The sequence below is a fragment of the Pseudomonas sp. MONT-RG-20F-20-E-7-02 genome (assembly GCF_022662395.1).
Taxonomy (GTDB): Bacteria; Pseudomonadota; Gammaproteobacteria; order Pseudomonadales; family Pseudomonadaceae; genus Aquipseudomonas.
This window is the reverse complement of sequence record NZ_JAKNQN010000034.1, coordinates 1-736: the sequence shown is the minus strand read 5'-3', so window position 1 is coordinate 736 and position 736 is coordinate 1. Positions and strand designations below refer to the sequence as shown.

1 protein-coding gene is annotated in these 736 nt (G+C 53.7%); it reads left to right on the top strand.

The genetic code is table 11. From position 1 onward, the window contains the following. The coding region (locus L8I05_RS29400) for an immunoglobulin-like domain-containing protein (RefSeq protein WP_242176714.1) at nt 1-736 on the top strand (736 nt) is incomplete at both ends.

The window sequence follows — 736 nt, the reverse complement described above, 5'->3', positions numbered from 1 at the left end:
CCTGGTAACCGATCCGAAGGCGGCTGAAACAGCCATCACCGATTCGATCGACAACACCACGGTTTCCCTGACTGCTGATAAGGCGTCGGTGGTTGAAGGTGGTGAGATTACCTACACCGCAACACTGACGAACAAAGCTCAAACTGACGTCACCGTTACGCTTTCGAATGGTCAGACGATCACCATCAAAGCGGGTGAAACCGTTGGCTCGACGGTGTTCCAGACGCCGGCGAACGACGTTTACAACAATGGCAGCACCGTCAGCACCACCATCGCTAAGACCGAAGGCGGTAACTTCGAGAACTTGGTGACCGATCCGAAAGCGGCTGAAACAGCCATCACTGATTCGATCGATAACACCACCATCAGCTTGACCGCTGATAAAGCCTCGGTGGTTGAAGGCGGCGATATCACCTACACCGCAACCTTGACTAACAAGGCGCAAACTGACGTCACCGTTACGCTTTCGAATGGTCAGACGATCACCATCAAAGCGGGTGAAACCGTTGGCTCGACTGTTTTCCAGACGCCAGCCAACGACGTTTACAACAACGGTTCCACCGTCAGCACCACCATCGCTAAGACCGAAGGCGGCAACTTCGAGAACTTGGTAACTGATCCGAAAGCGGCTGAAACCACGATTACCGATTCGATCGATAACACCACGGTTACTTTGACTGCTGACAAGGCTTCGGTCGTTGAAGGTGGGGAGATTACCTACACCGCGACCCTGACC